At 73.0% G+C, this 25,940-nt stretch carries 24 protein-coding genes and 1 pseudogene; 19 read left to right on the top strand and 6 right to left on the bottom strand.

Annotated features, from left to right (window positions below; genetic code table 11):
- Together AAH979_RS36960 and AAH979_RS36955 are read left to right on the top strand one after the other, a co-directional pair.
- A pseudogene (locus AAH979_RS36960) lies at nucleotides 1-561 on the top strand (cytochrome ubiquinol oxidase subunit I); the annotation flags it as partial.
- Nucleotides 562-721: 160 nt separating this feature from the next.
- Nucleotides 722-2,356 (top strand): GMC oxidoreductase, encoded by a 1,635-nt coding sequence (locus AAH979_RS36955; protein WP_346262780.1) that lies wholly within the window; start codon nucleotides 722-724, stop codon nucleotides 2,354-2,356.
- Between the two features lie 122 nt (nucleotides 2,357-2,478).
- On the opposite strand, the gene AAH979_RS36950 is transcribed toward AAH979_RS36955, so the two are convergent.
- Both AAH979_RS36950 and AAH979_RS36945 read right to left on the bottom strand, forming a co-directional pair.
- Nucleotides 2,479-3,198 (bottom strand): glyoxalase superfamily protein, encoded by a 720-nt coding sequence (locus tag AAH979_RS36950; RefSeq protein WP_346262779.1) that lies wholly within the window; start codon nucleotides 3,196-3,198, stop codon nucleotides 2,479-2,481.
- A gap of 314 nt (nucleotides 3,199-3,512) precedes the next feature.
- On the bottom strand, nucleotides 3,513-4,967 hold the full coding sequence (locus tag AAH979_RS36945) for a M20/M25/M40 family metallo-hydrolase (protein WP_346262778.1): 1,455 nt from the start codon (nucleotides 4,965-4,967) through the stop codon (nucleotides 3,513-3,515).
- Between the two features lie 161 nt (nucleotides 4,968-5,128).
- Between AAH979_RS36945 and AAH979_RS36940 the strand changes: the two genes are divergently transcribed.
- Nucleotides 5,129-6,427, top strand: a complete 1,299-nt coding sequence (locus tag AAH979_RS36940; RefSeq protein ID WP_346262777.1) for an NAD(P)/FAD-dependent oxidoreductase — start codon at nucleotides 5,129-5,131, stop codon at nucleotides 6,425-6,427.
- A 27-nt stretch (nucleotides 6,428-6,454) separates the two neighbouring features.
- Here the strand turns inward: AAH979_RS36940 and AAH979_RS36935 are convergent, their stop codons facing one another.
- Nucleotides 6,455-7,477: a DUF2267 domain-containing protein gene (locus tag AAH979_RS36935; RefSeq protein ID WP_346262776.1), complete on the bottom strand. Its 1,023-nt coding sequence runs from the start codon at nucleotides 7,475-7,477 to the stop codon at nucleotides 6,455-6,457.
- Nucleotides 7,478-7,779: 302 nt separating this feature from the next.
- Between AAH979_RS36935 and AAH979_RS36930 the strand changes: the two genes are divergently transcribed.
- Nucleotides 7,780-8,091, top strand: a complete 312-nt coding sequence (locus AAH979_RS36930) for a hypothetical protein (protein ID WP_346262775.1) — start codon at nucleotides 7,780-7,782, stop codon at nucleotides 8,089-8,091.
- A 5-nt stretch (nucleotides 8,092-8,096) separates the two neighbouring features.
- Here the strand turns inward: AAH979_RS36930 and AAH979_RS36925 are convergent, their stop codons facing one another.
- Nucleotides 8,097-8,945 (bottom strand): aldo/keto reductase, encoded by an 849-nt coding sequence (locus tag AAH979_RS36925; RefSeq protein WP_346262774.1) that lies wholly within the window; start codon nucleotides 8,943-8,945, stop codon nucleotides 8,097-8,099.
- A 220-nt stretch (nucleotides 8,946-9,165) separates the two neighbouring features.
- Between AAH979_RS36925 and AAH979_RS36920 the strand changes: the two genes are divergently transcribed.
- The 8 genes from AAH979_RS36920 (at nucleotide 9,166) to AAH979_RS36885 (ending at nucleotide 14,882) form a co-directional block, all read left to right on the top strand.
- Complete coding sequence (locus AAH979_RS36920) at nucleotides 9,166-9,510, top strand: STAS domain-containing protein (RefSeq protein WP_346262773.1); 345 nt, start codon at nucleotides 9,166-9,168, stop codon at nucleotides 9,508-9,510.
- 111 nt (nucleotides 9,511-9,621) lie between these two features.
- Nucleotides 9,622-10,068: a response regulator gene (locus AAH979_RS36915; RefSeq protein ID WP_346262772.1), complete on the top strand. Its 447-nt coding sequence runs from the start codon at nucleotides 9,622-9,624 to the stop codon at nucleotides 10,066-10,068.
- A gap of 175 nt (nucleotides 10,069-10,243) precedes the next feature.
- A complete protein-coding gene (locus AAH979_RS36910; protein ID WP_346262771.1) occupies nucleotides 10,244-10,912 on the top strand; it encodes a DUF4178 domain-containing protein in 669 nt (222 codons plus the stop codon).
- Between the two features lie 3 nt (nucleotides 10,913-10,915).
- Nucleotides 10,916-11,452, top strand: a complete 537-nt coding sequence (locus tag AAH979_RS36905) for a DUF2617 family protein (RefSeq protein WP_346262770.1) — start codon at nucleotides 10,916-10,918, stop codon at nucleotides 11,450-11,452.
- The gene (locus tag AAH979_RS36900) at nucleotides 11,449-11,874 is read left to right on the top strand and encodes a DUF4247 domain-containing protein (RefSeq protein ID WP_346262769.1); all 426 of its coding nucleotides are present in this window, start codon (nucleotides 11,449-11,451) and stop codon (nucleotides 11,872-11,874) included. The genes AAH979_RS36905 and AAH979_RS36900 overlap by 4 nt, the downstream gene beginning before the upstream one ends.
- Nucleotides 11,875-11,980: 106 nt before the next feature.
- On the top strand, nucleotides 11,981-12,403 hold the full coding sequence (locus tag AAH979_RS36895; RefSeq protein ID WP_346262768.1) for a DUF350 domain-containing protein: 423 nt from the start codon (nucleotides 11,981-11,983) through the stop codon (nucleotides 12,401-12,403).
- The gene (locus AAH979_RS36890) at nucleotides 12,403-13,275 is read left to right on the top strand and encodes a hypothetical protein (RefSeq protein WP_346262767.1); all 873 of its coding nucleotides are present in this window, start codon (nucleotides 12,403-12,405) and stop codon (nucleotides 13,273-13,275) included. Before AAH979_RS36895 ends, AAH979_RS36890 begins: the two co-directional genes overlap by 1 nt.
- The gene (locus tag AAH979_RS36885) at nucleotides 13,272-14,882 is read left to right on the top strand and encodes a polyamine aminopropyltransferase (protein ID WP_346262766.1); all 1,611 of its coding nucleotides are present in this window, start codon (nucleotides 13,272-13,274) and stop codon (nucleotides 14,880-14,882) included. The genes AAH979_RS36890 and AAH979_RS36885 overlap by 4 nt, the downstream gene beginning before the upstream one ends.
- A gap of 18 nt (nucleotides 14,883-14,900) precedes the next feature.
- On the opposite strand, the gene AAH979_RS36880 is transcribed toward AAH979_RS36885, so the two are convergent.
- The gene (locus AAH979_RS36880) at nucleotides 14,901-15,761 is read right to left on the bottom strand and encodes a hypothetical protein (protein WP_346262765.1); all 861 of its coding nucleotides are present in this window, start codon (nucleotides 15,759-15,761) and stop codon (nucleotides 14,901-14,903) included.
- Between the two features lie 307 nt (nucleotides 15,762-16,068).
- On the opposite strand from AAH979_RS36880, the gene AAH979_RS36875 reads away from it, so the two are divergent.
- Nucleotides 16,069-17,016, top strand: coding sequence for an endonuclease/exonuclease/phosphatase family protein (locus AAH979_RS36875; RefSeq protein WP_346262764.1), 948 nt, complete (start codon nucleotides 16,069-16,071; stop codon nucleotides 17,014-17,016).
- 23 nt (nucleotides 17,017-17,039) lie between these two features.
- Here the strand turns inward: AAH979_RS36875 and AAH979_RS36870 are convergent, their stop codons facing one another.
- Complete coding sequence (locus AAH979_RS36870; RefSeq protein WP_346262763.1) at nucleotides 17,040-17,462, bottom strand: OsmC family protein; 423 nt, start codon at nucleotides 17,460-17,462, stop codon at nucleotides 17,040-17,042.
- Between the two features lie 297 nt (nucleotides 17,463-17,759).
- Here AAH979_RS36870 and kdpF point away from each other — a divergent pair, with 297 nt between their 5' ends.
- From kdpF to AAH979_RS36840, 6 genes are read left to right on the top strand one after another with little or no spacing between them, the layout of a single operon-like run.
- Nucleotides 17,760-17,849, top strand: coding sequence for a K(+)-transporting ATPase subunit F (gene kdpF, locus AAH979_RS36865; RefSeq protein ID WP_346262762.1), 90 nt, complete (start codon nucleotides 17,760-17,762; stop codon nucleotides 17,847-17,849).
- Nucleotides 17,850-19,505, top strand: a complete 1,656-nt coding sequence (gene kdpA / locus AAH979_RS36860; RefSeq protein WP_346262761.1) for a potassium-transporting ATPase subunit KdpA — start codon at nucleotides 17,850-17,852, stop codon at nucleotides 19,503-19,505.
- Nucleotides 19,506-19,546: 41 nt separating this feature from the next.
- Nucleotides 19,547-21,751: a potassium-transporting ATPase subunit KdpB gene (gene kdpB / locus AAH979_RS36855; protein WP_346262760.1), complete on the top strand. Its 2,205-nt coding sequence runs from the start codon at nucleotides 19,547-19,549 to the stop codon at nucleotides 21,749-21,751.
- Nucleotides 21,751-22,656 carry a potassium-transporting ATPase subunit C gene (locus tag AAH979_RS36850; RefSeq protein WP_346262759.1) on the top strand — a complete coding sequence of 302 codons (906 nt, stop codon included), beginning with the start codon at nucleotides 21,751-21,753 and terminating at the stop codon, nucleotides 22,654-22,656. The genes kdpB and AAH979_RS36850 overlap by 1 nt, the downstream gene beginning before the upstream one ends.
- Nucleotides 22,657-22,698: 42 nt before the next feature.
- Nucleotides 22,699-25,239, top strand: a complete 2,541-nt coding sequence (locus AAH979_RS36845) for a DUF4118 domain-containing protein (protein WP_346262758.1) — start codon at nucleotides 22,699-22,701, stop codon at nucleotides 25,237-25,239.
- Nucleotides 25,236-25,916 carry a response regulator gene (locus AAH979_RS36840; protein ID WP_346262757.1) on the top strand — a complete coding sequence of 227 codons (681 nt, stop codon included), beginning with the start codon at nucleotides 25,236-25,238 and terminating at the stop codon, nucleotides 25,914-25,916. The genes AAH979_RS36845 and AAH979_RS36840 overlap by 4 nt, the downstream gene beginning before the upstream one ends.
- Nucleotides 25,917-25,940 lie beyond the last annotated feature (24 nt).

The raw sequence follows: 25,940 nt of genomic DNA, 5'->3' as shown, positions 1-25,940 counted from the left end.
ACGCTGCACACCGTCTCCACCATCGGCTCGTTCGTGCTCGGCACCTCCACGCTGTTCTTCATCTACAACGTCTGGAAGTCGTGGCGGTTCGGCCGGATGGTCGACGTCGACGACCCCTGGGGCTTCGGCAACTCGCTGGAATGGGCCACCACCTGCCCGCCGCCGCTGCGCAACTTCGACCGGATGCCACAGATCCGGTCCGAGCGGCCCGCCTTCGACGCGAAGTACGGTCCGCTCGTCGCCGACCTCGGCCGGGACCTGCCGCAACGAGCCGCCGAACCACCGCAACGGATCCGCGACGAGCTGCACCGCGGCCGTACGACGCCGGAGCCGCCGATGGCGGAGGGCGCCCAGCAGGCCCGGGAGACGGTCGCGCACTATCCACCGGAGCAGTCCGGCGCCCGGCCGGTGCAGGTACCCGAGCCGGAGGAGGTCCGCCGGCCGAGCTTCGAACAGACCGACGAGGCGACCGACAACCCGTTCGACGCCGAACGCACCGGACCGAGTTCGAAACGGTGGCGGGATCCCCCGGGCGGCAAAGAGGAAGAGGAAGAGGACTAGAGCGGGACTAGGCCGGCAGGCCAGGCGCGGTCGGGCGCACGGCGGAGGGAGACGGTGCCGCGCGGTGCCGCCGTGCGGAAATTCCATCGAGGGGTGACACTGTTGCCCATGACGGTGATCCAGCCCGCGACGCGCGTCCGGCACTGACGGGGGAGCGGTCATGGCCACCGACCTCACCCGCCGGGAGTTCCTCGGCCTCAGCGCAGGGGCCGCCGCCGCTGCCACCGGGCTGGCCGCAGTCCGTACCGTCGAGGAACGGCACCGGGTGGTCGTGGTAGGCAGCGGGTACGGCGGCGCGATCGCCGCGTACCGGCTGGCCGAGGCCGGCGTACGCAGTGTGGTGCTGGAACGCGGCCGGCGCTGGCCGGTCACCCCGGCCGGGGACACCTTCCCGCCGTTCCTGCGTCCGGACCGCCGGTCGTCGTGGTTCACCCCTACCCCGGTCTATCCCGGCATGCCGCCGGCGGTCTACCGGCCGTACGCCGGACTCTTCGAGAAGATCGTCGGGCAGGGCATGAACGTGGTCACCGGTGCCGCCGTGGGTGGACTCTCGCTGGTCGACGGGGTGCTGCTGCAACCGGCCGAGGCGGTCTTCGACCGGGTGATGCCGGCCGAACTCGACTACCAGGAGATGACCGACCGCTACTATCCCCGGGTCCGGGCCCGGATCGGGGTCGGCACCATCCCCGACGACATCCTGGCGCACCAGCGGTACGCCGGCACCCGGCTCTTCCTCGACCAGGCCCGCCGGGCCGGCCTGCCGGCGGGGCGGATCGACGAGGCGTGCGACTGGTCCGTGGTCCGGGCCGAGCTGACCGGGGACGCGGTGCCGTCGGCGTCGATCGGCGAGTACCTGACCGGGATCAACAGCGGGGCGCGTACCTCGGTGGACCGTAACTACCTGGCCCGGGCCGAGGCGAGCGGCCTGGCCGAGGTCCGGCCGCTGCACGTGGTGACCGACATCGCGACCGACGCGCAGGGCCGGTACGTCGTCCGGGCCCGGCACATCGACGCCGACGGCACTCTGCTGGAACGGGTGACGTTGACCGGTGACGCCCTGGTGCTGGCCGCCGGGTCGATGGGCACCTCCCGGATGCTGGTCCGGGCCCGGGACACCGGGGCGCTGCCGCGACTGACCGAGGAGGTCGGCCGGCACTGGGGCAACAACGGGTCCCGGATCCACCTGCGGGCGTTGGTGCCCGAGCCGACCGGGGCGTACCAGGGCGGCCCGACAAGTGTGGCGATCACGCGCTGGGACGACCCGGAGAACGCGGTCACCATCGAGTTCGGTCCGGCGCCGTTTCCGGTGGAGACCCACGCGATGCCGGTGCCGGGCTTCGGGATCTGCGAACCGGTCGGCCGCTTCGAGTACCTGCCGCTGGCCGACGACGTCCGGCTGGTCTGGCCGCCGGACGGGGACCGGGCGGCCCAGCAGGCGATCCGGGCCACCCTGCGGCAGTTGGTCACCGGGTCGGGCGAGCCGTCCGGCCCGGTACCACCGCCGACCGGGATCGGCGTACTGGACGGGCTGCTGTCGCTGGCCGCCGCCGCGCCGTACGGGCTGCTGGACATGAACGGGCTGGAGGCGTACACGTTCCATCCGCTCGGCGGCGCGGTGCTCGGCCGGGCCTGCGACGGCTTCGGCCGGGTCGCCGGCTATCCCGGGCTGTACGTCGTCGACGCCTCGCTGATCCCCGGTTCCACCGCAGCCTGCAACCCCGCGCTGACCGTCGCCGCGCTGGCGGAGCGCTGCCTCGACGACATCGTGGCCCGGGACGTGGGTGTCGTCTTCTGACCGCTCTCTCGGGCGATGCTGTCCTACCCGAGCCGGGCCAGCAGAGGTCAGCCGTCCGGGGTGAACAGGCCCTGGAGGCCGACGACGATCGCGATGAGGCCGAACCCCGCGACAGCGGCCCGTTACGCCCAGCGGGGCAGCCCGGCTCGGATCCTCGGGTCGGCGGGCTCGGAGAACCGCAGATGGTTGCCGAACGGGTCGGCGACGGTGAGCACCCTGCCGTCCCACTGGGCCTGCTCCACCCGGGGCGTCCAGACCGCCGGCCCCCACACCGGCACCTCGGTACGCCGCTGGTTCAACCGTTCGCGCAGCTCGTCGATGCCGTCGATCCAGAGGAACACCGTCGCACCCTGCCCGGCGTCGTACGCCGTCTCGGCCAGGTGCAGGGTGGTGCCGTGCCGGGACACCTGACCGTAGTAGGCGGTCCCAGGGCCGGCGTTGGGTCCGCCGAAGTCGACGGTGAAGCCGAGGAAGTCCACATAGAACTGGAGAGCCGGGTCGACGGCGAAGATCCGTAGTACCGGGATGGTGCCGCTGCGGGCGCCCCACGGGAACGCGGCTTCCGGCTCGTCGCCGGCCGGTGCGGTGGCGGCCGGGTGCCGGGCGGCCAGGATGTTCCAGTTGTCGACGCCGTGCTGCCGGGCGATGATCTCCAGGCACTCGCTGTGCGTCACCGCCAGGTCGAACCGGCCGCGCAACTCGCCCCGCAGCGCCCTGGCCATCGCCTTCGGGCCGGGAGTCGCGGGCGTCGGGCCGGGCGTCCCAGGCGTCGGGCCGGGAGTCGCGGGCGTCGGACCGGGTTCGGCTGCCGTGTTCGTCGGGTCGGGGATCGACGTGGTCATCGAAGCTCCATACCGGCGGCCGTCGTCTCAGCGCTTGCGTTACTGACCGGGCCGCCTTCGGGAGTCTCCGCTGCGACAGTCAGGGATCGAGCGATGCGTTCACCAAACCCGGGGGCGCAAGCGGCCGGCCGCATCGGAGCCGGGCACAGCATAGCGGCCCGAGGATCCCGGCACCGCCCCGCGCGACGGCCTCCCGGGCGGCGGCCCTCCCGTCCGGGAAGGCCGGATCTCCGCACGCCCGTCCCGCCCGGGCACCAACTGCGCCGGGCGGGACGGGCGACGGCGGCCGGTCGCCGGGTAGGCCGACCCGGCGCTCAGCTACCGGGGCGGGGGAACGCCACCGGGCTGCGGTGCCCGGCGGTGTCGACGGCGCGTACGCCGAAGAAGACGTTGTCCTTCGACAAGTCGATGGTGGTCGTGGTGACGTCGCCGACCGGGATCACGTGGGTCCACTCCGGCGCGGTGGTCTCCCGCCAGACGACCTCGTAACCGGCCAGGTCCGGTTCGGTGCCCCGGGTCCAGCGCAGCTCGGTGTCGTTGGTCAGGTTCGAGGTGACGATGGTGGCGCCCTTCGGCGTGCCGGGGGCCTGGGCCAGGGACCAGAGCGCCGCCGCGTTCACCTTGGCCACCCGGGTGATGTACTCGAAGTCGCAGAACTCCGGCAGGTCGCCGTACTGCTTGTCGTCGACCAGCCGGACGTCCTGGTGCTGGTGCGCGAAGTCCTCGTTCGGCTCGGTGAACCGGCCGGCCGGGTAGCCCTGCTCCAGGAACGAGATGTGGTCGCTGCCGCGCAGGTAGCGGTCCCGGCGGTAGATCACCCGGATCCGCATCCCGGTGCTGTCGTTGTCTGCCACGTCGCTGACGTACCGGGCGAGTTGCCGGCTCGGCGAGTCGTTCTCGCCGCCGACCGAGCGCCGGGTGTTGCCCTCGGCCGGCGTCTCGGCCGTCGGCACGCCCTCGGCGAAGAGCCGGAGCGTGCGCCGGTCCCGGGTGCCGTCGTCCGCCGTCGAACTCCCGACGATGTCGTCGCTGAACATGCCCTGCACGTCGGCGCCGGCCGCCTTGTACTGCCGCGCCATGTATCCCGAACCGTAGAGGCCCTGCTCCTCGCCGGCCACCGCGGCGAAGACGATGGTGGCCTCGCTGCGCCGGGTCGCCATGATCCGGGCGAGTTCCATCGCCACCGCCACCCCGGAGGCGTCGTCGTCGGCGCCCGGCGCGTCGCTGGTGGCGTCCATGACGTCCGTGCACCGGGAGTCGTAGTGCCCGGTCACCACGTAGATCCGCTCCGGCGAGGTCTCGCCGCGCAGCGTGGCGACCACGTTGGTGATCCGGGTCGGCACCGGGATCCGGGAGGCCGGCTCCTGGATGTACGACTGAAGTTCCACCGTCATCCGCCCGCCGGAGCGGGCCGCGTAACCCCGCATCTGCTCGTAGATCCAGTCCCGGGCGGCGCCGATCCCCCGGGCCGGGTCGTCCTGGCTGGAGAGGGTGTGCCGGGTGCCGAACTCGGCGAGCCGGCGGACGATCGCCTCGATCCGGCGCTGGTCGATCTCGCGGAGCAGTTCCCGCAGTTCCCGGTCCGGCGACTGGGGCCGGATCGGCCGACCGGGTCCGGACGGGCCGCCGCCGGTGCTGGCGGAGGCGGCCGGGGCGGTGGCGAGCGGAGCGGCGACCGTGGCGGCGGCCGCGGTGACGGTGGCGGCGGACAGGAACGTACGGCGACTCGGCTTTGTGGGCCCGTCGCCTCGGGAGTCCTGGGATGTCATGCCAGGCATCGTCATCAATGCGAGCTGTGGCTGTCAACGGGCATGATCGTCTTTCTCGCCCGGTTCGCCGCCGTCGGCGACCCCTCCGGTCCGCCCGGCCCGCCCCGCCAGGTACCTCCACGGGTGGGTTTGCCCGCCGGATGGCCGGGAAGGGGCCTCTCATGACCAAACCGCGCGTTGTGATCGTCGGGGCCGGGTTCGCCGGCTACCACGCGGCCAAGAGCCTGTCCCGGATCGCCAACGGCCGGGCCGAGATCGTGCTGCTGAACCCGACCGACTTCTTCCTGTACCTCCCGTTGCTGCCCGAGGTGGCGGCCGGGATCCTGGAGCCGAGTCGGGTCTCGATCTCCCTCGCCGGCACCCTGGACGGGGTCCGGGTGGTGATCGGCGAGGCGAGGCACATCGACCTGGCCGCGAAGCGGGTCGACTACGCCGGCGCCGAGGGCGACCCCGGGCAGCTCGACTACGACCGGCTGATCATCTCGGTCGGCAGTGTCAACAAGCTGCTGCCGATCCCCGGGGTCACCGAGCACGCGCACGGCTTCCGGGGGCTGCCCGAGGCGCTCTACCTGCACGACCACGTGGTCAGCCAGATCGAGCTGGCCGAGGCGACCGACGACGAGGCGGAGCGGGACGCGCGTACCACCTTCGTGGTGGTCGGCGCCGGCTACACCGGTACAGAGGTGGCCGCGCACGGGCAGCTCTTCACCGACGCGCTGGCCGCCCAGCACCCCCGGCTCGGCGTACGGCCGCGCTGGATGCTGCTCGACCTCGCCGAGCGGGTACTGCCGGAACTCCACCAGCGGATGTCGCAGACCGCCCGCCGGGTGCTCGACGCCCGGGGCGTGGACGTGCGGATGGGCACCACGGTCAAGGAGGCGACGGCCGACGGGGTGCGGCTCAGCGACGGCGAGTACGTACCGACCCGCTCGCTGATCTGGTGCGTCGGCGTCCGCCCCGACCCGCTCGTGGCCGATCTGGGACTGCCCACCGAGAAGGGACGGCTGGTCGTCGACGAGTTCCTCAACGTGCCCGGCTTCCCCGACGTCTACGCCTGCGGGGACGCCGCCGCCGTACCCGACCTGACCCGGCCGGGCGAGTCGACGGCGATGACCGCCCAGCACGCCCAGCGGCAGGGGAAACTGGCGGCGCACAACGTCGCCGCCTCGTACGGGCAGGGCAAGCGCCGGCCGTACCGGCACCACGACCTCGGCTTCGTGGTGGACCTCGGCGGCACCGACGCGGCCGCGAACCCGGTGCAGGTACCGCTGTCCGGACTGCCGGCCAAGGCGGTCACCCGCGGCTACCACCTGATCGCGATGCCGGCGAACCGGGCTCGGGTCAGTGCCGACTGGCTGCTGGACGCCGCGTTCACCCGACAGGCGATCCAGCTCGGGCTGGTGCCGGCGAACGCCGTACCCCTGGAGAGCGCCTCTCCCGAGCTGCCGGCCCGCCGGTGAGTGGCGGGCCGGCGGGCGCGGTGCGCGTCACGGGCCGAAGCGAGGGCCGCTGGCCCGTTCCGGCGGCGGTGCGGCCATCCCGGCGCCGACCTCGTCGATCGCGTCGTCGATCTGGTGCGCCAGCGCCACGTCCGGCGCGGTCACCGCGTCCAGTGAACGCGTCCGGACGGTGAGCACCGCCGTCCCCGGCGACTCGCGGCCGACCGTCGGCCCCCGCCCGGTCTCCGGCCGCAGCCGGGCCAGCCGGCCCAGCACCCGGTCCAGGTTCTCCGGCGGCAGCTCGATGGTCCGGGTCAGCCTGCGGCGGTCCCCCGACCAGTAGGGGAGGGTCGCCAACGCGTCCCGCAGCTCGTCGTCGGTCAGCGCGGCGGTGGCACCGGCCGGGTCGACCAACCCGCCACCGGCCGGTGGCGGGCCGAGCAGGTCCCGCAGCTCCGGCGGCAGGTTCAGCGAGTCGATCAGCCCGCCGTCCTGTGCGGCGAGCGCGCTCAGCGTCGCCTGCGCCTGGTACCGGGCCTGTTCCGGGCTGCGATGGGTCAGCCGGGCCACCTCGTCGAGGAAGCCGGCCAGGTCGCGGCGCCGGTTGCCGGCGGCCAGCGAGCCGTCGTCGTGCAACTGGTTCGGTACGGCGGCGAGCAGCCGCTGCCGGTCGGCGGTGTCCAGCGCCCGGGCCAGCGTGACGACCGTGGCCCCGGCGGCCGCCCGGGCCTGTTCGAAGTCGACGCCGGCCCGGCGCCCGATGTCGGAGACGAGATCCCGGTACCCGATCACCGGAACGTCGGTGGTGGTCGTGCCGACCAGCTCGTCGGGGACCGGTTTGGGCCGCTCGGCCGGTGCCGGCGGCGGGGTGACCGGGCCACCGCGCTCGGCGTTCAGCTTGCGGCTCCCGGCCGGGGCGGGACCGTCCCGGCGCCCCCGGTCGAGGCTGCTGAGCTGCTTGTCCGCGCCGAAGGTCGCGCCGACCTCGCTCGGCCGCCGGCCCCGCTGACGGGCCTGCCGGGCCAGGGTACGGCGCCGCTGGTTGTCGCCCTCCATCTGCTTGCCGCTCATGCCGTCTCCTCGCTGCGCTCGTCGTCGTGAGCCCGAAGAGTTCGACCGGCCGATCGCCGATCCGGGCCCACCTCGGCTCGCTCCGCGTTTCGGCACCACCGGGCCGGGTCGGCCATGCGCCGGCCGACCGTACGCCCGCGGCGCGATCAACCGCCTTCCCGACCCCGCAGCGGCGAAACGCGCCGGGACCCGGGCCCCGGGATGCCGGGAGCTCACCCGGCCGGGGTGAGGCCGCCTCACCCGCCCGGCGCCGACGATCGGGTCGGCCCGTGAGACCCGCGTGCCGCCGGAGGAAGGTCACCATGAAGAGGATCGTCGAGATCGTCCCCGCCCGGCCGGGTTGGTACGCCCGCTGGCGGATCGCCCCGGACACGACCCGTTGCTACCCGGTGTCGCTCTGGGCGCTGCTGGAGGAGACCGACGAGGGCGGCCGGGAGGTCATCGGGGTGGACGCCGTCGGCCAGTGGCCCGGCTCCGAGGAGAACGAGACGGGCGGCGAGTTCGTCCGCTACCTGTTCCAGCCGCCGGACAGCGGCGCACCCGAGGATGCCGCCCGCCCCGACGAGTTGGGCGTGGAGCCGATCCGCCAGCCGGCCCGGCTCAAGGCCGTCTGAGCGGTTCAGAGCAGTTCGAGCGGTCGGGGTCCGTCGGGCGCCGGGAAGGTCCGGTCGAGTTCGGCGAGGTCCTCCTCGGTGAGGGTCAACTCGACGGCCGCGCGGTTCTCCCGGACGTGCTCCGGGCTGCTCGCCTTGGTCACCGTGCAGACCCCGTCCTGACCGAGTAGCCAGGCCAGTCCCACCTGTCCGGGCGTGGCGCCGTGCCGCCCGGCGACCCGGGCCAGCGCCGGGTGCCCGAGCATCCGGCCCCGCTCCAGCGGCGAGTACGCCATCACCGGCAGGCCGGCGGCGCGGCAACGGGGGAGGAGATCCCACTCGGCGCCCCGGCGGGTGAGGTTGTAGGGGATCTGATCGGTCTCCACGGCGGTACCGCCCGGGATGGCGGCCAGTTCGACCACCTCCGGTACGTCGAAGTTGCTCACCCCCCAGTGCCGAATCAGTCCCTGGGTGATCAGGCTGGTGAACGCTTCGACCGTCTCCGGCAGCGGTGCGTCGCCGCGCTGGTGCAGCAGGTACAGGTCGATCCGGTCGGTGCCGAGCCGCTCCAGGCTGCGGGCGCAGGCGTCGGCGGTCCCGGTGACGCCTGCGTGCTCCGAGGAGACCTTGCTGACCAGGAAGATCTCCTCGCGCCGGTCGCCGAGCGCCTCCCGGACCAGTTCCTCCGCGCCGCCGTCGGCGTACACCTCGGCGGTGTCGATCAGGGTGAGTCCGGCGTCCACCCCGGCGCGGAGCGCGGCTATCTCGTCGTCCCGCCGACGTGGGTCCTCCGCCATCCCCCAGGTGCCCTGGCCGAGGGCGGGAATCTCCTCGCCGGAGGGAAGTGTGACCGTGGGGACGCCCCGCTCCACCATGCCTGTTCTCCTTCCTGACCAGGCCGTACCCGGCTGCCGCCGGTGCGCGCCTTCCCCCGGCCATCCCCGGCAAACCGACCTCGCCGGCCGGTGGCCGGGGAACGCGGCGACCGGGCCGCCCGGTACCGTCGGCCGGCACCGGGCCCTGGATGTAGGTCTCTGGGTGATGCGTATACTTGCCTGACTGCAAGTATTGGCTGCTGAGCGTACGGAGGCGGGTGTGGTTTTCTCCGTCAGGCACCTGGTGCACCCCAGGCTGGTGCGCCTCCACCTGGCCGGCGAACTGGACGTCACCACCGCGCCGAGGCTCGGCGCGGAGATTGACCAGTTGGTCGACGACGGGCACCATCGCCTGCTCGCCGACCTCGCGGAGCTGACCTTCTGCGACTCCAGCGGCCTGGCGGCGTTCGTCCGGGGAGACGACCGGGCAGGCTCCCGGGGCGGCTGGCTGCGGTTGACCGGTGCGACGGGGCGGGTCGAGCGGGTGTTGCGGATCAGCGGCCTGGACGACTTGCTCCGTTATGACCGGGAAGAGCATGACCCGGCCGCATTGGGCGACCGTTGATCGGTTAGGGTTCGCACGCCGCGTCGACGGTCGACAGCTTGCCGGAGACCACACCGTAGGCTGGTCGCGGGCCGCCGCCGTTCCATCCCCACGACCAGAGGCAGGTATGCCGTGCACGCAGCCGAGCCGAACCCCGTACGCATCCTGGTCGTCGACGACGACCCGGGCGACGTCCTGATGATCGAGGAGGCGTTGGCCACCTCGGAGGTACCGAAGGCGATCGACGTGGTCGGCGACGGCCAGGAGGCGATGGAGTTCCTGCACCAGGAGGGGCGGCACCGCGAGGCTTCCCGGCCGGACATGATCCTGCTGGACCTGAACATGCCCCGAATGGACGGTCGGCAGGTGCTCAACCAGGTCAAGAGCGACGACAACCTGCGGACGATCCCGGTTGTCGTGTTGACCACGTCCAACGCCGACACGGACATCCTCGGCAGCTACAACCTGCGGGCCAACGCGTACGTCACCAAGCCGATCGACCTCGACGACTTCAACGACGTGATCCGGCGGATCGACGAGTTCTTCGGGCAGATCGTGGTGCTGCCGAAACGCCCCTGACCAGGGCACCGGCCGGGCGGGCTCGACGCCGGCCCGGGCGAGCCCGCCGGACATCCCGCTGGCCGTCCGGCGATACTCGCCCGGCCTACCGGCTCCATTTCCGATCATGCCCTGTCGGCGGCGTGCGTCGCCTTGTTACCGTCGGCGCCCAGCGGGATCGAGAGGAGCACGGGCGTTGGACGGGGCGACGGCGTACCTGGTGGCGGCGGCGGGTCTGCTGGTCGCGGCGGCGGGCGTGCTGGTGGCGGTGGTCGCGCTGCGTACCGCCCGGAAGCGGGCCGCCGGGCCGGCCGGGACACGGGTGACCGATCCGTTCCGGAGCGCCGACGACGACGCCGACGCGCTCCGCGGCGACCCGCGCACCATCAAGCCGGGCGACCTGGTGGAGATCCGGCACACCTCGTACGGAGTACGCGGCACGCTGCGGTTCCGGGAGGGCGCCTGGGGCTGGGCGGAGCACCTGCTCGACGACGCGCACGGCAGCAAGCTCTGGCTCTCGGTCGAGGAGGACCCCGACCTGGAACTGGTGCTCTGGACCGCGCTGCCGGACGCCGACATCAGCCCCGGCCCGGCCGAGCTGGAGGTCGGCGGCCGGCGGTACCGGCGGGACGAGTCGGGACGGGCCACCTTCACCTCGGCCGGTAGCACCGGACTGGACCCGACCGGCACGGTCCGCTACCACGACTACGTCGCCGCCGACGGCTCCCCGCTCTCCTTCGAGGCGTACGGCGACAGCGAGCGCTGGGAGGTCGGCACCGGCGAGCGGCTGCACCGGGCCGAGGTGCTGATCTATCCACAGGCGACGGAGAGCGCCGACGGGTCGGCGGCGGGGCGGATCGGCTGAACGATGCTGGTCACCCTGGACACCGCGTACGAGGACACCACCGCCGCCGAGCTGAGCCTCGCGCTGGACACCCCGGAACAGCCCGCGCTCCACCTGCTCGACCTGGGCCGGCTGACACACCTGGGCCGGCCCGCGACCCGGCTCCAGCTCCGGCTGCTCGGCGCCTCCCACCAGGTGGTGCTGGAGAGTCCCGGCGGCGGGCTGATCGAGACGGTGGCCTGCCTGCCCGGCCGGCGCCCCGAACTGCCGGCGACGCTGGCCGACCCGGCCACCGGCTACCGGTTCACCGCCGGGGTGCGGCGGCTGGCGCCGGGGCAGATGTCGGCCGCGACCGCCCGGCTGCGGCGCGACCTCGCCGACGACCCGTACGCGCTGATCGGCGTCTTTCCCGGCGGCCCGGACGCGATCACGGCGCTGCGGGTGGCGCACCGGACCGACCCGGGTGGTGCCGGGACCGGTCGGATCGGTTGGCGCACCTGGCACGCGTACCCGCAGAGCGGCGAACTGGTGGAGACGGAAACGGTGGTGACGGCGGTATGACGTACCGCAGGTGGTTCGTGGTCGGCGGCGCGTTCGCGTTGGTGGGCGTCCTGGTCGCCGGCTTTGCCATCTTCTACGGCAACTTCTCCCCGCGCGGCTACGTGCGGGACCGGTACGTCCGGGCGGCGGCACAGGACATCGGCGGGGACGCGACCGCGTACCGCTCGGACAAGTCGCCGAGCGTGGTGGCCGACGAGATCACCGGGGCGTGGCAGCCGGCCGACCAGTACGTCGACGCCAGCGGCGTCTACCTGCGCTACGACGAGGACTCGGTGGTGATCCTGCCGCTGGCCGGTGGCTCGCTGATCCTGCTGGAGCGCCTGGTCACCGCCTATCCCCGCTACTCCGGCACGGTCGGCAACGCCTGGGGCTGGGGACGCGGCAGCTCGGTCCGGGGCGGCGGCCCCGGCTCCGGCAAGTAACGGCGCCGGCAAGTAACGGGCGACGGCAAGTAATTCGGGGCGGCATTCCCTCGTCCCACCCCTCACCAGCACCCCCCACCTCCTCATCCCTCCGGAGCCTGATGTGTTGACGACCCTCGCCACCGACCTGCTGGCCACCCTCGCCTACGGGGCGGTCGGGCTCGTGCTGATGGCCGTCGGCTACCTGCTGGTCGACATGGCCACCCCGGGCCGGCTGCACGACCTGATCTGGGCCGACCGCAACCGCAACGCCGCGCTGCTGCTCGCCTCCAACCTGGCCGGGGTGGGCATCATCGTCACCACCGCGATCGTGGTCAGCCACGACGACTTCGTCGAGGGGATCGTGAGCTGCGCCGCGTACGGGCTGCTCGGGTTGCTGATCATGGCTGGGGCGTTCCTCCTGCTCGACCTGGCCACTCCGGGGCAGCTCGGCGAGATCCTGGTCGACCCGGAGCCACATCCGGCGGTCTGGGTCTCGGCGGTGGTGCACCTGTCGACCGGGGCCGTGATCGCGGCCGCGATCAGCTGATGGCCGCCGGCGGAAAGGTAGGCGGCGGGCGGAGCGGGAACGCGCGCTGGGTCGCCGCCGGGCGGGCGAAGGCGGCCGAGAAGACCGCCAAGCGACTCAAGATCGTCCTGGCGGTCGTCGTGAGCCTGGCCGTCGTGGGGTTCATCGTGCTCGGGGCGCTGAGCCCCGACGACGACAGCACGGTGGTGTCGCCGCCCGAGCGCGCCGAGCGGACCGACACCGTCACGCTGCTCCGGCGGGCGCACACGACGCAGCAGATCTGCTACGGCTGGCGGCTGCGGAGCGGCCGAGCGTCGTACCAGGCCACACCGGTGAGCGTCGGCTCCAACCTCGGCGACAACGTCGCGGTGGACAGCGATCCGACCCGCTGCCCCCGCTGGGTGGAGATCGACGCGGCGGTCTGGTACACCTCGGCGAGCAGCGAGTCGAACGACAGCGCCTCGTACCGGGTGAGCAGCTCCGCGGACCTGGCACACATCGACTTCGACCGGGGTCTTCAGCGGCTCGGCGTCGACCCCGACCGGTTCGTCGACGATCCCGGCTGGGCGGTCTGCCAGGCAGCGGTCCTGTTGCCGCTGCTGGTCTCGGAGACCGGCTCCGGCTCGGCGGCCCGGGCCCCGGGCACGTCGGCTGCCGCGACGGCACCGTCGCCGCTGCCCGATCCCGGAAACGACCTCTGGCGCGACCGCTGGATTCTCCTGCTCGGTGCCGCCGGGCTCTTCCTGCTCACCGCCCTCTTCCTGGCGATCGGCGTGTTCGAGCGCCGGCACCAGGATCCGCCGCCGGTCGCGTCCGCCACCGACCCGAGCCCGGGCGCCGGCAGCGCGGCCGTACCCCGGAAGGGCCGCCGCAGCCGCGGTCGAAGCCGATGACCGAGACGCGTCTCAATCCCGCTGCGGGGCCGGAGACCGCGCCGAGCGTGCCGGCGGGCAAGCCACGGCGGCGGGCGGCCCGGGCGGCGGTGCTCGGCGCGGTCTTCGTCTGCGCCGCCTGCGGCCTGGTCTACGAACTGGCCCTGGTGGCGCTCGGCAGCTACCTGATCGGGGACACCGTCGGCCAGGCGTCGATCGTGCTCGGCGTGATGGTCTTCGCGATGGGCATCGGGGCGCTGGTCGCCAAGCCGTTCCAGCACCGGGCCGCCGCCGCGTTCGCGGTCGTCGAACTCGCCCTCGCGCTCTTCGGCGGACTCTCGGTGCTCGGGCTCTACGCCGCCTTCGCCTGGCTCGACCTCTACGCGCCGGCCCTGGTCGGCACCGCCCTGCTGCTCGGGCTGCTGATCGGGGCGGAGATTCCGCTGCTGATGGTGCTGTTGCAGCGGATCCGGGAACAGTCCGCCGGCAGCGCCGTCGCCGACCTGTTCGCCGCCGACTACGTCGGCGCGCTGCTCGGCGGCCTCGCCTTCCCGTTCCTGCTGATGCCCTTCTTCGGCCAGCTCCGCGGCGTACTGGTGGTCGGGGTGGTGAACGCGCTGGCCGGGCTGGCGCTGGTCGGCACGGTCTTCCGGCGGGAGTTGACCGCCCGGGTCCGGGTCGCGCTGGCCGCCGGCACCGTCGCGGTCGGCCTCGTCCTCGGGTACGCCTACCTGAGCGCCGCCGACTTCGAGGTGACCGCCCGGCAGCAGCTCTACCGGGACCCGGTGGTGCACGCCGAGCGCAGCGCGTACCAGGAGATCGTGCTGACCCGGTCCGTGCCGCTGGTCTCGCAGGGCGTCACCGACCTGCGGCTCTATCTCAACGGGGACCTCCAGTTCAGCTCGGTCGACGAGTACCGCTACCACGAGGCGCTGGTGCATCCGGTACTCGCCGGCAGCCGGCGCTCGGTACTGGTCCTCGGCGGCGGCGACGGGCTGGCCGTACGGGAACTGCTGCGCTATCCCGACGTCGGCTCGGTGACCGTGGTGGAGCTGGATCCGGCGGTGGTCCGGCTGGCCCGGACCGAGCCGCAACTGCGGGCGCTGAACCGGGACGCCTTCGCCGACCCCCGGGTCCGGATCGTCAACGCCGACGCCTTCGGCTGGCTGCGCGCCCAGCCGGCCCGGTTCGACGCGGTGGTGGTGGACCTGCCGGACCCGGACGAGACGGCGACCGCGAAGCTCTATTCGGTGGAGTTCTATTCGCTGGTCCGGGCGGTGGTCGCCGACCGGGGACGGGTGGTGGTGCAGGCCGGTTCGCCGTACTTCGCGCCCCGCTCGTACTGGTGCGTCGAGACATCGCTGCGGTCGGCCGGCTTCGGCACGCTGCCGTACCACGTCGACGTGCCCTCGTTCGGCGACTGGGGGTTCCTGCTCGCCGCCCCGGGGCCGGACGCGCCGGTGCTGGGGCTGCCGGCCGAGGTACCCGCACTGCGCTACCTGGACGCCGGGACGCTGCGGGCCGCCACGAACTTTCCGCCGGACCGGCACCGGCTGGAGCTGCCGCCGTCCACCCTGCTGCACCCCCGGGTGCTGGAGTACGCCCGCGCGGAGTGGCGCCGCTACTGAGCCGGTCCGGCGTACCGTTCAGACCAGTGCGCCGACCACGGTCCCGGCCCGCCCCTCGTGCTGGGCGTACGCGTCGGGGAACGCGGAGACCTGCACCGCCTGTGCGGCGGCGGTCACGCTCATCTCCTGCCAGCCGGGGATCTGGAGCAGGGCCGCGTAGAACTGCTCGGCCGCGTACGCCGGGCGCATCAGGTCCGCGACGGTGCCCCAGCCGGAGCTGGGCCGCTGCTGGAACAGCCCGACCGAGTCATGGTCGTAGCCGACGCCCTGGTTGGGGTAGTCCAGCGATTCCGGCAGTACGCCGCTGGCCAGGTTGTAGAGGTTGCTCTCCTGCATGGCGGTGGCGATCGCCACCACCAGCCCGCGGCGCGGGATGTCCATCTTCACCCCGACCTGGACGATGGTGTGCGCGTTGTCCATCTGTGCCTGGGTGAGCCCGGCGACCGGGGTCGGCCGGCTGGGTTTCTTGCTGGCCCGGGCGACCTTGGTCCGGGCCACCGTCGGCCGGGCGGTCGGCGTGGTGGAGGGGGTGGCGGTCGGAGGCGGGGTCGGCGCGGGCGCCCGTTCGGTGGCCCGGGAGGCGGGCTGGCGTTCGGCGCTGGCGGCGCGCTCGGCGAGCAGGTTGCCCGGGGCCGGGTCGACCGGTGGGGTCGCGGCCCGCGACTCGACGAAGACCACCGCGCCGAGGCAGCAGGCCACCGCGGCGACCGAGCCGATCCGGACCGGGCCGGACGAGAGCAGTGCCCGGGTCCGGCGTAGCCGGCGCGGCGCCGCGGCCCGGTGCCGGCCGGTTACCTGGTCGGTGGAGTCGACATCGGCCGAACGGTCAGCCTGCGCCCCGTTGTCCTGTCCACGATCAGTGTGTTCCGTGTGATGCACCCGCCGAGGTTAGGTAACGCCGAGCTGAATGGGGCGGGTCGGTTCGGTGGTCTGCGCCACACTTTTGCCTGGTCAACCGGGCAGTCGTCGACACCGGAGGCCGACTGCGGCGGGACCGGACAGATGTGGCATGTCCGTCTTGTCGCGGCGGCCGTGCCGGTCGGGCACGCTTCGCCTCCGCCGCCCGGGCCGGCGTCGAAGATCGCCTGGTTCGGTCGTTCGTCCAGTTCCGCTGGCCCGGTCGGGCCCGTCCGGAGTTGGCCCGAATGGTCGGGCGGTCGACAGCGGCTCCGATACGATGCTGTCGGTGGCGGAGAGCAAGATCAAGCCGGCGGATGGCGGGCCGGCCGGGCGGGGGCGGCGCCGCGGCATGCTGATCCTGGTCGCGGCAGCACTGCTGACCGCGCTGATGGCCGGCCACCGGTTGATTCCCAACGTGCGTGGCCTGGGCAGCCTGGTGGACAGCGGCGCACCCTTCCTCGGCCTCGGAGTTCCGCTGCTGGTGCTCGCCGCCGCGCTGCGCCGGTCCCGGATCGCGCTGGCCGGGGCGCTGGTGCCGGCCCTGCTCTGGGCGGTGCTCTTCGGCACGGCGTGGCTGCCCGGCGGCGGTGGCGGGTCGGTGCGGCTACGGGTGGCCAGCCAGAACCTGCGGGCCGGCAACCCCGACCCGGCCGGCACGGTGGCCAGCCTGGCCGATACCGAGGCCGACCTGATCGGGTTGCAGGAGGTCTCCGGCGACACCCGTACTCCGGTCGCCGGGACGCTGGCCGGGCGCTACCCGTACCGGGCGGCCGTCTCCACGGTCGCGCTCTGGAGCAGGTTCCCGATCCGCGAGGACGTCGGCGTCGACACCGGGTTGGCCTGGACCCGCGCGCTGCGGGCGGTGGTGGCCGCACCCGGCGGCGACGTGGTCGTCTACGTCGTACATCTCGGCTCGGCCCGGGCCGGGGACACCGGCACCCGGGACCGCACGGTGACCGCGCTCGCCACCCGGATCCGGCAGGACCCGGCCGAGCGGCTGATCGTGCTCGGCGACCTGAACACCGCCACCACCGACCGCATGATCGAGCCGCTGACCGAACTGCTCAACGACGCCCAGGCGGACGCCGGGCGGGGACCGGGCTTCACCTGGCCGGCCGCCCTGCCGCTGACCCGTCCCGACCACGTGCTCTACCGGGGGCTCACCGCGGCGTACGCCCGGGTCGTCCGCACTCCGGCCAGCGACCACCGGGCGGTGACCGCCGGCTTCCGGTAGCCGCCGCCCGCCAGCGGGGCGGATCAGCGGCGGCCGGGGTCGGCCGGGGTGACGGTGAGGGTGTGCCGGCCGCCGTCGCTGGAGAACGGCCAGAGCCGGTCGGCGTACCGGGCCAGGTCGGTGAGCTGGTCGCGGTTCAGCCCGACCGAGGCGATGCTGGCCCGTACGTCGGCCCGGTAGAGCCCGTCGGCGTCCCGGGCGAGCCGGGCCTGGGCGCGGACCTGGACGGTGTGCGCCTCGTCGGTGATGCCGGTGGCCGCCTCGACCGCCGCGTGGTGCAGGCAGGAGGCGAACGCCGCCGCGAGCAACTGCTCGGGGGCGAGCCCGGTGCAGTGCGGCGCCAACGGCGAAGCCAGGGTGGTGGAGAGTTCACCGTCGTCGGTACGCAGCCGACCCCCCTCGGCCGTCGCGGTGGCCTCGTGCACCCAGGCTTCCGATTCCGGCATCCCGCACCCCTCCCCGTGTGGCTCCCCGGCCGGGCTACCCGGCACGGCCGCCGGGAAACCCGCAGCTCAGCCGGGCAGCCGTCAAGATCACGTCAAGAACTGCCCCGGCGGCGTAGCCGACGTGTCAGAACCGGTCACCCCGCCCCGATCCGTGGGGTTACCTGAATCGGGCGGCCGAGACCGGTCGCCTGGACGCGCATGCTGGAGAGGACGTTCGGTGATCGACGTCGTGTTCGTGGTGCTGACGCTGGGGCTCTTCGCGGCCCTGGCCCTGCTCGCCCGGGCGGTGGAGCGGCTGTGAGCGTGGTCAATCTCATCGGCCTGGTGCTCGCGGCCGGGCTGGCCGTCTTCCTGTTGTTCGCGCTCCTTTTCCCGGAGCGTTTCTAGATGAGTACGACGACCGCGGGCATCATCCTCCTCGTCTCGCTCGCCGTGGTGCTGGTGGCGCTTCACAAGCCCTTCGGCGACTACCTGTACCGGGTGGTCTCCGGAACCCGGCACTCCCGGCTGGAGCGGGGCATCTACCGTCTGATCGGCGTGGACGCCAAGGCCGAGCAGTCCTGGGGGACGTACGCCCGCAGCGTACTGGCGTTCTCCCTGGTCTCCCTGCTCTTCCTCTACGCCTTCCTGCGGTTGCAGGACAAGCTGTGGCTCTCGCTCGGCTTCGACCCGGTCACCGACCACATCGCCTGGAACACCGCCGTCAGCTTCGTGACGAACACGAACTGGCAGGCGTACTCGGGTGAGTCGACCATGGGCCACCTGGTGCAGATGGCCGGGCTGGCGGTACAGAACTTCGTCTCCGCCGCCGTGGGCGTCGCGGTGGCGGTGGCCCTGGTCCGCGGCTTCGCCCGGAGCCGCACCGACCAGCTCGGCAACTTCTGGGTGGACCTGGTCCGGATCACCCTGCGGGTGCTGCTGCCCATCGCGGTGCTCGGCGCCATCGTGCTGATGATCGGCGGAGTGGTGCAGAACCTCTCCGGCGGCACCGACGTGACCACGGTGGCCGGCGGCACCCAGACCATCACCGGCGGCCCGGTCGCCTCGCAAGAGGTGATCAAGGAACTCGGCACCAACGGCGGTGGCTTCTACAACGCCAACAGCGCCCACCCGTTCGAGAACCCGACCACCTGGACCAACTGGTTCGAGCTGCTGCTGATCCTGGTGATCCCGTTCAGCCTGCCCCGGGTCTTCGGCCGGATGGTCGGGCAGAACCGGCAGGGCTACGCCATCGTCGCGGTGATGGCGATCCTGGCGATCGTCAGCGTCACTCTGACCAACGTCTTCGAGCTGACCGGCGACGGTACGGTGCCGCAGGCGGTGGGGGCGGCGATGGAGGGCAAGGAGGCCCGGTTCGGGGTCTCCAACTCGGCGACCTTCGCCGCGGTCACCACGCTCACCTCGACCGGTGCGGTGAACTCGTTCCACGACTCGTTCACCCCGCTGGGCGGGATGATGCCGCTGGTCAACATGATGCTGGGCGAGGTCGCCCCGGGCGGTGTCGGCGCCGGCCTGTACGGCATGCTGGTCCTCGCCGTGATCACGGTCTTCGTGGCCGGCCTGATGGTGGGGCGCACCCCGGAGTACGTCGGCAAGAAGATCGGCGCCCGGGAGATCAAGTTCGCCTCGCTGTACTTCCTGATCACCCCGATGCTGGTGCTGATCGGCACGGCGGCGGCCTTTGCCACCGGCAACAACTCCACGGCCCTGAACGTCGGCCCGCATGGCCTCTCCGAGGTGCTGTACGCCTTCACCTCGGCGAGCAACAACAATGGCTCGGCGTTCGCCGGGATCACGGTGAACACCCCCTGGTGGGACACCGCCCTCGGGCTCTGCATGCTGCTCGGCCGGTTCCTACCGATCATCTTCGTGCTCGGCCTGGCCGGCTCGCTGGCCCGGCAGAAGCCGGTACCCGCCTCGGAGGGAACGCTGCCGACGCACCGGCCGCTCTTCGTCGGGATGCTCGCCGGCGTGACGGTGATCCTGGTGGCGCTGACCTTCCTACCCGCGCTGGCGCTCGGCCCGCTGGCCGAAGGGTTGTGAGCGCGATGAGAGTTCTGAACGACATGGTGAGGAAAGGGAAGATGACTGTCAGCCCCGTGGTGCCCGCCCCCTCTGGTGGGCTGCCGTCCTCCGGCCGCGAAAGCGGTGGCCGGGTCGGCGGTGGGCTGTTGGATCCCCGGCAGCTCGTCCGCTCACTGCCGGACGCGTTCCGCAAGCTCAACCCGGTGACGCTGTGGCGCAACCCGGTGATGTTGATCGTGGAGGTCGGCGCGGTCTTCACCACCGCGCTGGCCGTCGCCGACCCGACCGGCTTCGCCTGGGCGATCACCGTCTGGCTCTGGCTGACCGTGCTCTTCGCCAACCTGGCCGAGGCGGTCGCCGAGGGCCGGGGCAAGGCTCAGGCGGCGACGCTGCGCCAGGCGAAGCGGGACACGGTCGCGACCCGGCTGACCGGCTGGTCGCCCGGGACGAAGCCGGGCGCGTACCGCGACGAGGCGGTCGCCGCCACCGAGCTGCGGCATGGCGACATCGTGCTGGTCGAGGCCGGACAGATCATCCCCGGTGACGGTGACGTGGTCGAGGGGATCGCCAGCGTGGACGAGTCGGCGATCACCGGCGAGTCCGCCCCGGTGATCCGGGAGTCCGGCGGCGACCGCAGCGCGGTCACCGGCGGCACCAGGGTGCTCTCCGACCGGATCGTCGTGCGGATCACCCAGCAGCCGGGGCAGAGCTTCATCGACCGGATGATCGCCCTGGTGGAGGGGGCGAACCGGCAGAAGACCCCGAACGAGATCGCGCTGAACATCCTGCTCGCGGCGCTGACCGTCATCTTCCTGATGGCGGTGGTGACGCTCCAGCCGTTGGCGATCTTCTCCAAGGGCTTCCAGGGCGCGGCGCCGGACACCGCGGCGATCAACGCCGACGGGGTCACCGGGATCGTGCTGGTCTCGCTGCTGGTCTGCCTGATCCCGACCACCATCGGCGCGCTGCTCTCCGCGATCGGCATCGCCGGGATGGACCGGCTGGTCCAGCGCAACGTGCTGGCGATGAGCGGCCGGGCGGTCGAGGCCGCCGGTGACGTCAACACGCTGCTGCTGGACAAGACCGGCACCATCACCCTCGGCAACCGGCAGGCGGCGGAGTTCGTCCCGGTCGACGGGGTCACCGCCGAGCAGGTCGCGGACGCGGCCCAGCTTTCCAGCCTGGCCGACGAGACCCCGGAGGGGCGCTCGGTGGTGGTGCTGGCCAAGAACGCGTACGGGCTGCGGGAGCGGGAGCCGGGGCTGATCCCGCACGCCACCTTCGTACCGTTCACCGCGCAGACCCGGATGTCCGGCGTCGACCTGACCCCGGACGCGACCGTCGACGGGGGAACCGGCGGGCCGGCCCGCCGGGTCCGCAAGGGCGCCGCCGCCGCGGTGATGAAGTGGGTCCGGGACAACGGCGGGCATCCGACCGACCAGGTCGGGGACATCGTCGACGGTATCAGCGGCGGCGGGGGTACCCCGCTGGTGGTGGCCGAGCACGTCGACGGCGAACCGGCCCGCACCCTCGGAGTGATCCACCTCAAGGACGTGGTCAAGTCCGGCATGCGGGAGCGGTTCGCCGAGATGCGCCGGATGGGCATCCGGACCGTGATGATCACCGGTGACAACCCGCGTACCGCGAAGGCGATCGCGGACGAGGCCGGGGTCGACGACTTCCTCGCCGAGGCCACCCCGGAGGACAAGCTCGCGCTGATCAAGCGGGAGCAGGAGGGCGGCCGGCTGGTCGCGATGACCGGTGACGGCACCAACGACGCCCCGGCGCTGGCCCAGGCCGACGTCGGGGTGGCGATGAACACCGGCACCACGGCGGCCAAAGAGGCCGGCAACATGGTCGACCTCGACTCCGACCCGACCAAGCTGATCGAGATCGTGGAGATCGGCAAGCAGTTGCTGATCACCCGGGGCGCGTTGACGACCTTCTCGATCGCCAACGACATCGCCAAGTACTTCGCGATCATCCCGGCCATGTTCGCCGGGATCTATCCCAGCCTGGACGCGCTGAACATCATGCGGCTGTCCAGCCCGGAATCGGCGATCCTCGCCGCGGTGGTGTTCAACGCGATCGTCATCGTGGTGCTGATCCCGCTCGCCCTGCGCGGTGTCCGCTACCGGCCCAGCAGCGCCAGCAAGCTGCTGACCCGCAACCTCTGGCTCTACGGCCTCGGCGGCATCGTCGCACCGTTCGTCGGCATCAAAATCCTCGACCTTCTCATCTCGCTCATCCCAGGGATCTCGTGATGCGCCTACCCACCTGGCTCGCCCAACACCTGGCCGCGTTCCGGGCCGTGCTGGTCTTCACCGCGCTGCTCGGGCTGGCCTACCCGCTGGTCATGGTCGGGGTCGGGCAGATTCCCGGCCTGCACGACCGGGCCGAGGGCTCGCTGGTCCGCAGCGCCGACGGCGCCGTCGTCGGCAGCGGCCTGATCGGCCAGTCCTTCACCGACGCGGACGGCAACCCCATCCCGCGGTACTTCCAGAGCCGCCCGTCGGCGGCCGGCGACGGCTACGACCCCACCGCCACCGCCGCCAGCAACCTGGGGCCGGAGAGCGTCGAGGACACCCTGCCGGTGCCCGGCGCGGTCGACGCCGAGGGCAACCCGGACGAGGGTACCCAGAGCCTGCTCACCCAGGTCTGCGCCCGCAGCAAGGCGGCCGGGGAACTCGACGGGGTGGACGGCCGGCGCCCGTTCTGCACCCCGGACGGGTTCGGTGCGGTGCTGCGGGTCTTCCACCGCGACGGCCTGACCGGCCCGGTGACCCGGGCGGTCAGCGTCAACCAGCCCTGCCCGGCCACCCCGTTCCTGGCCAGCTTCGGCGGCGTGCCCGTGGAGTGCGCCGTACCCGGGCAGGACTACTCCGGTGGGCTGATCACCCCGATCCGGGGCGACGCACCCGCCGAGCCGGCGGTACCGGCCGACGCGGTCACCGCCAGCGGCAGCGGCCTCGACCCGCACATCAGCCCGGCGTACGCGTCGATCCAGGTCGCCCGGGTCGCCCGGGAGCGGCACACCAGCCCGGACCAGGTACGCCGGCTGGTCGAGGAGCACACCGACGGGCGGGGGCTCGGCTTCCTCGGCGAGCCCCGGGTCAACGTGCTGGAACTCAACCTCGCCCTGGACCGCGAGCTGCCGGCCGGCGGCTGATCGGCACCGGGCGGCCCCGACAGATAAGGCAGGATCAGCAGCGTGGCACGCGGGCAACTGCGCATCTACCTCGGGGCCGCCCCGGGGGTCGGCAAGACGTACGCGATGTTGGAGGAGGCGCACCGCCGGGCGGCGCGCGGCACGGACGTGGTCGTGGGTCTGGTCGAGACCCACGGCCGCCGGCACACCGCCGCGATGCTCGGCGACCTGCCGGCGATTCCCCGGAAGACGATCCGCTACCGGGACAGCGATTTCACCGAGATGGACGTCGACGCCGTACTGGCCCGCCGGCCCGAGGTCGCGGTGGTGGACGAGCTGGCCCACACCAACGTGCCCGGGTCGCGCAACGGCAAGCGCTGGCAGGACATCCACGAGCTGCTGGACGCCGGCATCGACGTACTCTCCACGGTCAACGTCCAGCACCTGGAGTCGCTCAACGACGTCGTCGCGCAGATCACCGGGGTGACCCAGCAGGAGACCGTGCCGGACGGCGTCGTACGCGGTGCCGAGCAGGTCGAGCTGGTCGACATGACCCCGGAGGCGCTGCGCCGGCGGATGGCGCACGGCAACATCTACCACCCGGACAAGGTCGACGCGGCGCTGGCCAACTACTTCCGGATCGGCAACCTCACCGCGCTGCGCGAACTCGCCCTGCTCTGGCTGGCCGACAAGGTCGAGGACCAGCTCGACCGGTACCGGGCCGACCAGGGCATCGCCGCCACCTGGGAGACCCGGGAACGGGTGGTGGTCGGGCTCACCGGCGGGCCGGAGGGCGACACGCTGATCCGCCGGGCGGCCCGGATCGCGGCCCGGGGCCGGGGCGCCGAGCTGATGGCGATCCACGTCGCCCGCAGCGACGGGCTGCGCGGCGCCGACCCGACCACGCTGGAGCGGCAGCGGATGCTGGTGGAGCGGCTGGGCGGCACCTACCACCAGGCGATCGGCGCCGACATCCCGACCGCGCTGCTCGACTTCGCCCGAGGGGTCAACGCCACCCAGATCGTGCTCGGGGCCAGCCGCCGGGGCCGGTTCGCCCAGATCCTCTCCCGGGGCGTCGGGGCCACCACCACCGCGCTCTCCGGGCCGATCGACGTCCACCTGGTCACGCACGAGCAGGCCGGTCGGGGCCGGCTGGTGACGCCGCCGGCCGCGCTGTCCCGGCGGCGGCGCCTGATCGGCCTCGGCCTGACCGTCGTCGGCATCCCGCTGCTGACGTACCTGCTCTGGCTGCTCGCCGACGACCTGTCGCTCAGCAGCGACCTGCTGCTCTTCCTCGCCGCCGTGATCGGGATCGCCCTGGTCGGCGGCTGGTGGCCGGCGCTGCTCGCCGCGCTGCTCAGCTCGCTGCTGATCAACTTCTTCTTCACCCCGCCGCTGCACCGGTTCACCATCGCCGAGACCGAGAACCTGCTGGCGCTGGTGGTCTTCCTGCTGGTCGCCGCCGCGGTCAGCGGGGTGGTGGACCTGGCCGCCCGACGTACCCGGGAGGCGGCCCGGGCCAGCGCGGAGGCGCAACTGCTCGGCGCGGTCGCCGGCAGCGTGGTCCGGGGCGCCCGGCCGGTGACCGCGCTGCTGGAACGGCTGCGCGAGACCTACGGGCTGGGCTCGGTCACCCTGCTGGAACGCTCCCCGGGCGCGCCGGAGAGCCCGGACCGGCAACGGGACCCGCGCGCCTGGCGGGTCGCCGCCAACGTCGGCGAAGAGCCCTGCGGAACCCCGGCTGCCGGCGACGTGGAGGTGGGCGTCGACGACGACCTCAGCCTGGTGTTGCGCGGCCGGGTGCTGCCGGCGGCCGATCGGCGCATCGTCGAGGCGTTCGCCGCGCAGGCCGCCGTGGCGCTCCGGCAGGAACGGCTGGCCGAGGAGGCGGCGGCGGCCAAGCCGATCGCCGAGGCGGACCGGCTGCGTACCGCCCTGCTGGCGGCGGTCAGCCACGACCTGCGTACCCCGCTCGCCTCGGCGAAGGCGGCGGTGACCAGCCTGCGCAGCGCCGACGTCGAGTTCGACCCGGGTGACCGGGAGGAGTTGCTGGCCACCGCCGAGGAGTCGCTGGACCGGCTGACCCGGCTGGTGGCGAACCTGCTGGACATGAGCCGGCTCCAGGCCGGGGCGCTGGGGCTGCGCCCGGCGCTGCTCGGCCTGGAGGACGTGGTGCCGTCGGCCCTGGACGAGCTGGGCGAACCGGCCCGCCGGGTCCGGGTCAGCCTGCCGGCGCACCTGCCGGCGGTCCGCTCCGACCCGGGCCTGCTGGAACGGGTACTGGTCAACCTGGTCGCCAACGCGCTGCGGTTCAGCCCGGCGGACCGGCCACCGGCGGTCACCGCCAGCGAGCACGGTGGCTTCGTCGAGTTGCGGGTGGTGGACCAGGGCCCGGGGCTGCCGCGCGAGCAGTGGGAGCGGGCCTTCCTGCCGTTCCAGCGGCAGGGCGATCGGGGCAACCACGCCGGGATCGGGCTGGGACTGGCGCTGTCCCGGGGGTTGGCCGAGGCGATGGGTGGCAGCCTGGAGCCGGAGGAGACCCCGGGTGGCGGATTGACCATGGTGCTGCGGCTACCCGTGGCGGACGACGAGGGGGCCGGGTGACCCGGGTACTGGTGGTGGACGACGAACCGCAGATCCTCCGCGCGCTGCGGATCAACCTGCGGGCCCGGCGGTACGACGTCGAGGTCGCCGGGGACGGCGCGGCCGCGCTGCGGCTGGCGGCCAGCCACCGTCCGGACATCGTGGTGCTCGACCTCGGCCTGCCGGACATGGACGGGGTGCAGGTGATCCGGGGGCTGCGCGGCTGGACCAACGTGCCGATCATCGTGCTTTCGGGCCGGGCCGGCAGCCAGGACAAGGTGGCGGCGCTGGACGCCGGCGCCGACGACTACGTCACCAAGCCGTTCGGGGTGGACGAACTGCTGGCCCGGGTCCGCGCGGTGACCCGACGGGCCGCCGGAGCCGGCGAGGAGGTGTCGGCGGTGGAGGTCGGCCGGCACACCGTGGACCTCAGCGCGCACGCGGTACGCGCCGCCGACGGCGCCGAGGTGCGGCTCACCCCGACCGAGTGGCACCTGCTGGAGATCCTGGTACGCAACCCGGGCCGGCTGGTCAGCCAGCGTCAACTGCTGCACGACGTCTGGGGCCCGCAGTACCAGTCGGAGACGAACTACCTGCGGCAGTACATGGCGCAGTTGCGCCGGAAGCTGGAGGACGACCCGTCCCGGCCCCGGCACCTGCTCACCGAGCCGGGGATGGGCTACCGCTTCCAGCCGTGACGTCAACCGGGGCGGCGGACTCGG

Origin of the sequence: Plantactinospora sp. ZYX-F-223 (assembly GCF_039649625.1) — a bacterium.
Lineage (GTDB): Bacteria > Actinomycetota > Actinomycetes > Mycobacteriales > Micromonosporaceae > Plantactinospora.
This window is presented reverse-complemented; position numbering and strand designations above follow the sequence as displayed.